At 73.2% G+C, this 7,412-nt stretch carries 9 protein-coding genes; 3 read left to right on the top strand and 6 right to left on the bottom strand.

Going from position 1 to position 7,412, the window contains the following annotated elements; all coding sequences use genetic code 11:
* Together PROKR_RS34025 and PROKR_RS30570 are read right to left on the bottom strand one after the other, a co-directional pair.
* A partial coding sequence (locus PROKR_RS34025; protein ID WP_036960724.1) for a glycosyltransferase occupies window positions 1–1,003 on the bottom strand: 1,003 nt, incomplete at its 3' end.
* 32 nt (window positions 1,004–1,035) lie between these two features.
* Window positions 1,036–1,683 carry a TetR/AcrR family transcriptional regulator gene (locus PROKR_RS30570; protein ID WP_051432731.1) on the bottom strand — a complete coding sequence of 216 codons (648 nt, stop codon included), beginning with the start codon at window positions 1,681–1,683 and terminating at the stop codon, window positions 1,036–1,038.
* A 255-nt stretch (window positions 1,684–1,938) separates the two neighbouring features.
* Here PROKR_RS30570 and PROKR_RS06110 point away from each other — a divergent pair, with 255 nt between their 5' ends.
* Window positions 1,939–2,739: a hypothetical protein gene (locus PROKR_RS06110; RefSeq protein ID WP_036960721.1), complete on the top strand. Its 801-nt coding sequence runs from the start codon at window positions 1,939–1,941 to the stop codon at window positions 2,737–2,739.
* A gap of 32 nt (window positions 2,740–2,771) precedes the next feature.
* On the opposite strand, the gene PROKR_RS06105 is transcribed toward PROKR_RS06110, so the two are convergent.
* Window positions 2,772–3,365: an HhH-GPD-type base excision DNA repair protein gene (locus tag PROKR_RS06105; RefSeq protein ID WP_036960719.1), complete on the bottom strand. Its 594-nt coding sequence runs from the start codon at window positions 3,363–3,365 to the stop codon at window positions 2,772–2,774.
* A gap of 99 nt (window positions 3,366–3,464) precedes the next feature.
* On the opposite strand from PROKR_RS06105, the gene PROKR_RS06100 reads away from it, so the two are divergent.
* Window positions 3,465–3,842, top strand: a complete 378-nt coding sequence (locus PROKR_RS06100) for a helix-turn-helix domain-containing protein (protein ID WP_036960716.1) — start codon at window positions 3,465–3,467, stop codon at window positions 3,840–3,842.
* Between the two features lie 31 nt (window positions 3,843–3,873).
* Here the strand turns inward: PROKR_RS06100 and PROKR_RS06095 are convergent, their stop codons facing one another.
* The 3 genes from PROKR_RS06095 to PROKR_RS06085 all read right to left on the bottom strand — a co-directional run bounded on the left by PROKR_RS06095 (window position 3,874) and on the right by PROKR_RS06085 (window position 6,745).
* Window positions 3,874–4,461 carry a ClpP family protease gene (locus PROKR_RS06095; protein WP_036960714.1) on the bottom strand — a complete coding sequence of 196 codons (588 nt, stop codon included), beginning with the start codon at window positions 4,459–4,461 and terminating at the stop codon, window positions 3,874–3,876.
* Entirely contained in the window at window positions 4,458–5,090 is a 633-nt protein-coding gene (locus tag PROKR_RS06090; RefSeq protein WP_036960711.1) for a ClpP family protease, read from the bottom strand. Before PROKR_RS06090 ends, PROKR_RS06095 begins: the two co-directional genes overlap by 4 nt.
* Before the next feature lie 77 nt (window positions 5,091–5,167).
* Entirely contained in the window at window positions 5,168–6,745 is a 1,578-nt protein-coding gene (locus tag PROKR_RS06085) for a hypothetical protein (RefSeq protein ID WP_157601917.1), read from the bottom strand.
* Between the two features lie 101 nt (window positions 6,746–6,846).
* Here PROKR_RS06085 and PROKR_RS06080 point away from each other — a divergent pair.
* Window positions 6,847–7,412, top strand: a 566-nt coding sequence (locus tag PROKR_RS06080) for an alpha/beta fold hydrolase (RefSeq protein ID WP_051432735.1), incomplete at its 3' end; no start/stop codon positions are given.

Raw genomic sequence — 7,412 nt, 5'->3', positions numbered from 1 at the left:
CCGCCGCCGTCGTGCCGGCGCCGCCGTGGTGGATCGCCGCGGCGAGGCGCGGGAACAGCCAGTCGTACGGGGCGGACTCGACGCGCAGCACGTGCTCGGGGAGCTCGCGGTCCCGGCCGAGGTCCGCCCAGCCGCCGATGAGGATGCCCCGGCGCCCGGTGCGGTCGAGGGCCTCCATGAACGCGTCCACCAGCCGGCCGGGCCGCGCCGTCGGCACGCTGCCCAGGCCGAACGACACGGGCGGCTCACCCGCGTCGAGGAACCGGACGAGTTCCGCCGGCGGTTCGCACCCGACCGGAGCGCTGGTGGGCAGGTACCCGGTGACCTGGATACGGGGGTGCCAGTCGGCAGGGCGGGGCAGCACGAGCGGGCTGTACGCGTAGTACAGCGGCATGTTCTGCCGGTCCTGGAGCACGCGGGCGTTGGTGCGCAGGGGCGGCAGGCCGAGCACCTCGCGCCGCTGCCGGTTCACGCCCGGACGCTGCATGGTGCGCCAGATCAGCTGGTCCGTGCCCCACCAGCCCGCCCGGTCCAGGACGGCGCCGCGGCTGCGGCCGTCGCCCAGGAAGAACGTCGGGAACGCGCGGGTGGGGGTGACCGGGAAGAACTGCAGGTCGGCGCAGGGGATACCGAGCTTCTCCGCCACGCTGTACCCGTACAGCGTGGTCGGCCCCTTGTAGAGCATCGCCTCGCTGTGCTTCGTGGCACGCCAGATGTCGTCGATGATCTGCGGCAGCATCTGCTTGCGGGTCTTGGCGCCGTAGGCCATGAACCGCAGCATGTTGCCCGACTCGACCAGCTCGACGAGCTCCGGGTTGTCCGCGTACCTGGGCAGCACCGGGCCGAACGACTCGAACTCGGTGCCGTAGGACGCCGCCAGCTCCGCGAAGTCCGGCGAGCCGACGACGGTGGGGTGGTGGCCCTGGTCGCGCAGCGCGACCGCCAGGCCGAGGAGCGGCTCGACGTCGCCCCGCGAGCCGGCGGTGAGGATCGTGATCTGCATGGTCGCCCTTCTTCGCGGGTGGGTGGGACGAGCTAGCGCTGGTCGAGCAGGCCGTCGAGGAGAGCCATGGCGGCGTCGGTGTCGGGCTCGTCCGGCGTCAGCATCCGGTCGATCATCTCGGTGACGGTGTCGATCAGGGCCTCCGGCGACGGGCCGTCCGGCTCGTCATGGTGCGCCCGGATCGCGGTCATGATCGCGGCCGTCAGCGACTCCAGGACGACGGCGACGGACGCGAGGTCGACGCCCTTGCGGATCACCCCTGCCTGCTGCTGCAGGGTGAGGAAGTTGCCGAGGAACGCCGGTCCCGCCGGGCCGGGCATGGTCGCCGCGGGGTCGCGCAGGTACCGGCCGAAGACGTCGCGGTCCCGCGTCGCGATGGCGGTGAGCAGCGGGTCGCGAGCCACCACGCGGAACCCCGCCCGATAGATGCTCGCGGGCGTGCCCGGTGTCGGCTCGTCGCGCAGGGCCGTGCGCCAGCGGACGGCGTAGTCGGCCAGGGCGCGGGCCGCGACCGCGTCGGTGAGCTCCCGCTTCGAGGCGAAGTGTCGGTACACGATGGTCCGGCTCAGGTCGGCGGCCTCGGCGACGTCGACCATGGTCAGCTTGTCGTAGCCCCGGCTCAGGAGCAGCCCGGCGGCGGCGTCGAGCAGGGCGTCCCGCCGTCTGCTGCTGTCGACCATGGTGCGCCTCCGGGTGTGACACTGTGACGATATCCGTCGCAGTGTCTCGCCTGGAGCATGCCCGAGTCAAGGAGCGATCGGCACTCCTGAGGGGCGCCCAAATTCGGTGACACGCGCGCCCTCACCTGACAGACTCGACGGCCCCGGGATGCGGAGGTATGTGTGTCGGACGTCGATCGCGTGGTGGGACGTGACTCGGGTGAGCCTGGCGTTGGTCCTGACCGGCCGGGCGCCGGGCCTGCCGTCTGGGCCTCCGTGCTCGTCGGCCTGATCTGCGGGCTGGCGCTCGTGCCTGCCGGGTTCTACTCGCTCCTGATGGCCTGGGATACGTCGTCGCTGGCGCCGACAGTGCTCGTCTTCGCCGTCTTCGTCCTCCTGCTGGCCTTCGGGTGTGCCGTCGTCGTGGGCGTGGCCGGCGGGAGGGCTGCCGTCGGCGCGCTCGCTCCGCTCATCGCCGGCGGGCTGCTCGCAGGCTGGTACCTGCAGGCGGACGCACTCGTGTCAGGGCCCGGAACCGCGATGCTCGCCACGGGGATCATCGGTGGGGCGACGGCGGCGGTCGGGCAGCCCAGGATCGGGACGATCGGCCGGCTGGTCGCGGGCGCCGTCCTGCTGAGCCCGGCACTTGTCCCGGCAGTCCTGTCCGCGTTCACGACGTTCGGCGACTTCCGGGAGCGTGCCGCGGCGCACGGTGTGCCGTACACGCTGGCCGGACCCGGCTACGAAGAGCAGTACATCGCGCTCGGTGAGGGATCCTCCGTCGCGGTGTACCAGATGCCGGACGGCGAGGAGGTCCACGTCAGCTCGACCGCGACGGTGCACGACGACCGTTCCAGGGACGGTCTCACGTTCGGGGAGTGTCACGAGAAACCGTTCGACAACGGTGAGGCGGCCCTTGAGTGCGTCGCGCACGGGCCCGGCTTCGAGGTGCGGCTCGTCAGCTTCGGCGCGGCCGACGAGGCCGACCTGGCCGAGGCGTTCGAGCACCTGCGTGCGATGTCGGACTGGACGTTCTACCAGGAGGCGAGACGGTACGTCGAGGTGCTGCCCGACTGAGCCCGCCCGTACCGCGGCTCGGCGGTCCCCGCTCAGCCAGCAGCCTTGGCGGCGGCCTTCTGGGCCTTCTTGAACGTGCGGACCTCCTGCAGCGTCTCCGCGCTGGTCACGTCCGCGATGGAGCGGCGCGATCCGTCCTCGCCGAACTCGCCCGCAGCCCCGCGCCAGCCCTCCGGCTGGACTCCACGCTGCTTGCCGAGCAGCGCCAGGAAGATCTTGGCCTTGCGCTCGCCGTAGCCCGGCAACGCGTTGAGCCGCTTGAGCACCTCGCGGCCGGTCGGGGCGCCACCATCGGCCCCGGGCGCGGTCCAGATCCGGGCGGCGTCGCCGTCGTACTCGTCGACGACGACGTGGGCGAGCTCCAGCACGCGACCCGCCATCGAGCGGCCGTACCGGTGGATGGCCGGGGGAGTGGTCGCCAGCGTCACGAACTCGTCCGGGTCGGCCTCCGCGATGGCGCGGACGTCGAACGTGCCCATGCGGTCACGGATCTTGCCGGGGCCGGCGAACGCGTGCTCCATCGGGAACTGCTGGTCGAGCAGCATGCCGACCAGCAGGGCGAACGGGTCGTCGCTGAGCAGCCGGTCCGTGTCGGGGTCGCCGGTGATCCAGAGGTCGGTAGCCATGCCTCCATAGTGCCCGATCCGTCCACCGTCGTCCCGGGCGCCCGCTGCTCTCAGCAGAACGCCCCGCCCCGTCGGCGGGGCCGCCCTACGCTCGAAGCCATGGCCGAGACCGCCCCGCCTCCGCAGCTCGTGCACGACGTGCCTTCGGACACCGACGCGCCGCCGTCGGCCCGGCCGACATGGACGAGACGCGAGCCCCTGTGGCGGCACCTGGTCGGGGAGCGGCTGCGGCAGCTGCGGCACGAACGCGGCGAGACCCTCGACCGGACCGCGCGCCGGGCGGGGATCTCGCCGCAGTACCTCTCGGAGATCGAGCGGGGGGTCAAGGAGCCGTCGAGCGAGATGATCGCCGCGATCGCAGGTGCCCTGGACATCACGCTGGTCGACCTGGTCAGCGCGGTCGCCGACCGGCTGGCCACCGTCCAGGGGGCCTGGGGGCAGCCGACCTGCCGGGCGGCGTTCGCGCTGGCGGCCTAGGTCGGACGGCGTCCGACCCAGGCCGCCCCGGTCAGCGCTGTTCGATCACGTGGTCCAGCAGCCCGTACTCCAGCGCGGCGCCGGCCGTGAAGATCCGGTCCCGGTCGGTGTCCGTGCGCAGCGTGCCGACGCTCTGCCCCGTGTGCCGGGAGAGCGCGGCCTCCATGTCGGCGCGGATCCGGACCACCTCGTCCGCCTGCAGGATCAGGTCCGGGATCGCGCCCCTGCCCTGTGCAGCCGGCTGGTGCAGGATGACCCGCGCGTGCGGCAGCGCCGCCCGCTTGCCCTCGGCGCCGGCGGCCAGGAGCACGGCGCCGACGGCGACCGCCTGCCCCACGACGGTGGTCGACACCGGCGACCGGATGTAGCGCATCGTGTCGTAGATGGCCATCCCCGCGCTCGGGTCGCCGCCCTCGCAGTTGATGTAGAGCTGGATGTCGCTTTCCGGGCTGCTCGACTCCAGGTGGATGAGCTGGGCGATCAGCGCGTTGGCCACCCCGGCGTCGATCGCAGTGCCGAGGTAGATGATCCGCTCGCTCAACAGCTGTGAGTAGACGTCCATGATGCGCTCGCCCCGCGGGTGCGCCGCGATGACGTTCGGGATCGTGTAGCTGCTCATCGTGCGCCCCCCTCGGTCGTCGCCGTGCTGAACCCGGTCCGGGCGCGCTCCCGCGGCCGGATGCCGTCGAAGCCGCTCACGATCGTGTCGATGAACCCGAACTCCAGCGCCTCCTCGGCCGTGTACCAGTGGTCGTGCAGCGAGTCGTCGAAGATGCGCTCGACCGGTTGCCCGGTGTCCTCGGAGATCAGGCGCAGCACGGTGTCGCGGGTGTGCCGCAGGTCGTCGGCCTGCAGCTCGATGTCGACGGCGGTGCCCGCGATCCCCGCGGACCCCTGGTGCATGAGCACACGTGCGTTCGGCAGCGCGCGGCGCTTGCCGCGCGTGCCCGCCGACAGCAGGAACTGGCCCGCGCTGTAGGCGATGCCCAGCACCAGCGTGGACACGTCGTTCGGGATGGTGCGCATCAGGTCGCGGATGGCCAGCATCGCCGGCACCGACCCGCCCGGGGAGTGGATCCACAGATCGATGTCCGACGCCGGGTCCTCCGTGGCCAGCGCGATCAGCTGCGTCATCAGCAGCGTGCCGTTGTCGTCGTCGAGTGGTCCGTCGAGGACCAGGACACGTCGCTCGTACAGGTCGCGGCGGGAGCGTTCGCCGAACTGGGGCGCCTTCGGTGATTCGGTCATGCGCCCACCGTGCCCCGGCGGGCAGCCCCCGGGGAGGCGGATCTGCCCTCAGCAGCACTGCTCAGAGCAGCGAGCGGTCAGTCCGTGATCCGCAGGGCGATCGCGAACCCGGTCGGCCGGCCGGCCGGGACCGCGCGGGCGACGTAGCGGACCCACCAGGTGTCGTCCCTGGGGTCGGGTTCGACGGCGACCAGCTCGGCCTCCGCCTGCACCACCGCCTCCAGTCCCGGCAGCGCCCAGCGGTCCGCCGCGAACCCGGCTGGGTCCAGGCCAGGGGCCCGGACCTGGAACGCGAGGGCGAGGTCGCCGCCGTCGTGCCGGTCGCAGGTCAGGGCCAGCGACGGCCCGTCGGCACGGGCATCGACGGCGAGGTCGCTGACCGGGCGGATCCAGCCGACGTCGGCAGCCCGCCCGGCATCGTCGCGGACCGCCCCGCCGTTGTCCGGCCCCGCCCCGATAGCCCAGTGCACCGTCGCAGGATGGAACTGGTCGGCCAGGTTCCCGCGCTCGCCCCCGACGTCCTCCGCGCCGACCAGCAGCCGCTCGCCGACCCACGACGTGGCGACCCGCCGTGGGTCGCGCACGATCACCTGGTCCACCTGGCGCTCGCCGCGGAATCCGGTCAGGTGGGCCAGGGCGTCGACCGGCACCTCGGCGCCCAGGACGGCGACGACCGGGCCGAGCGCGAGGTCCCACGCGTGCCGGAACGGCCGGTCGGTCTCCGGGAACGGCGCCAGGCCGCGCCCGACGGACGCCCAGATCCACAGCCCGATCCCCGAGGCGTACTGCCGCAGGTCCATGCCGTAGCTCCGGTCGTACGGTCCGGCCAGGTTGCGCAGGCCCGCGTGGTAGTGCCGCGCGGTGTCCTGCCACAGGCCCGCCTCCATCTCGGCGCCGGCGGCCCGCAGCAAGGGCTGGTGCGCGTACCGCCGCCACAGCGCCAGCGCGTACAGGTCGATGCCGTAGTAGGTGGGGGAGTTGTACTCGTCGAACGTCCCGTCCACCCGGAACCGCGCGAGCACCTGCTCGGCGAGCCGCAGGGCCGGGGCGTCCCAGGCGGGCTCGCCCAGGCGGACGGCGGCGTGCTGCAGCAGGAACGCGGTCATGAGCGCGATGTTCGTGTAGCGCGGGTCGACGCCGCGGGCCAGCGTGCCCTCAACCGCCAGGCGCAGCGCGGCGTCGACGCGGCGGCTCAGGTCGCCGTCCAGGGCCTCGGGGAACTCGGTCGCGACGACGACCAGCGTGGTGCCGATGAACTCGCGCCAGTTCGGGTCGTAGTCGCGCCACTCGACGGACCGGGCCGTCGGGCGCTGCTCGTGCGGACCGCGCAGCCACGTGCCGTGGAACCGCTCGCCCGGGGCGTCGAGCTGGTGGTCCAGGACGCGCCCGAGGGCACGCCGGGCGCGGTCGAGATCGGCCTCGACACCGTCGTCGGCCGGTCCCGAACCGGAGCGGGCGGGCAGGTTCCGCATGAGCAGGCCCAGCGCATACCAGCCGGTCTCGCGCACCATGTGCCCCACGGGCGCGCCGCCCCTGCCCCCGGGCTCCTCCGGTGCGCGCAGCAGGCCGGCCTCCGGGTCCCACTGCTGGTCCATCCAGTCCAGGGAGCGTGTCGTCAGGTCACGGGCATGGGGAGTGAGCCGTTCGGGTCGCATCGCCCGCCAGTATGTCGCGGCTGTGCGTCGGGGGCGGGGCGTCTCGCAGGGCGGTCCGTCCCGCAGGGCGGGCCGATGCCGGCGCTGGCTACTGTGACGGCATGCACCTGCGCACCGACGACGGCGTCCGCCTCGACCTCTCCGAGTCCGGCCCCGCCGGTGGCAGACCGGTCGTGCTGCTCGCCGGGTTCAAGGCGGCCGCCACCTCCTGGCGTTTCCAGGTCCCTGCGCTGGCGCGGGCGGGTTACCGCGTGCTCGCCGTCGACCTCCCGGGGCACGGCGCCACCGAGCCGATGGCGCCCGGCGCCACCATGCGGCGGCGCGCTCGCGACGTCGACGCCGTGCTGGAGCAGCTCGACCTGCGCGACGTGACCCTGGTCGGCGGCTCGATGGGTGGCAACACGGTGTGGGCGTACGTGGCCGAGCACGGCACCGCGCGCCTGCGCAGCGTCGTGATCGTGGACCAGACGCCGAAGATGCTCAACACCGCCGACTGGCCGTACGGGTACTACGGCTACGACGAGTCGAACCGCGACACGTACTTCGCGGCCGGCCCGCCGCCCACCGGGCACGGCCGCTCCGTCTGGCTGCGCGGCATGCGCACCGTGCGCCTCCTGCGGGCGATGGCCGGCGGCTCGCGCACCATCACCGACCCGGAGCTGGAGGT

It is taken from the genome of Promicromonospora kroppenstedtii DSM 19349, assembly GCF_000515355.1.
In the GTDB taxonomy this organism is placed as follows: Bacteria; Actinomycetota; Actinomycetes; order Actinomycetales; family Cellulomonadaceae; genus Promicromonospora; species Promicromonospora kroppenstedtii.
The sequence above is the reverse complement of the archived record's forward strand: the minus strand, read 5'-3'. Positions and strand labels throughout refer to the sequence as shown.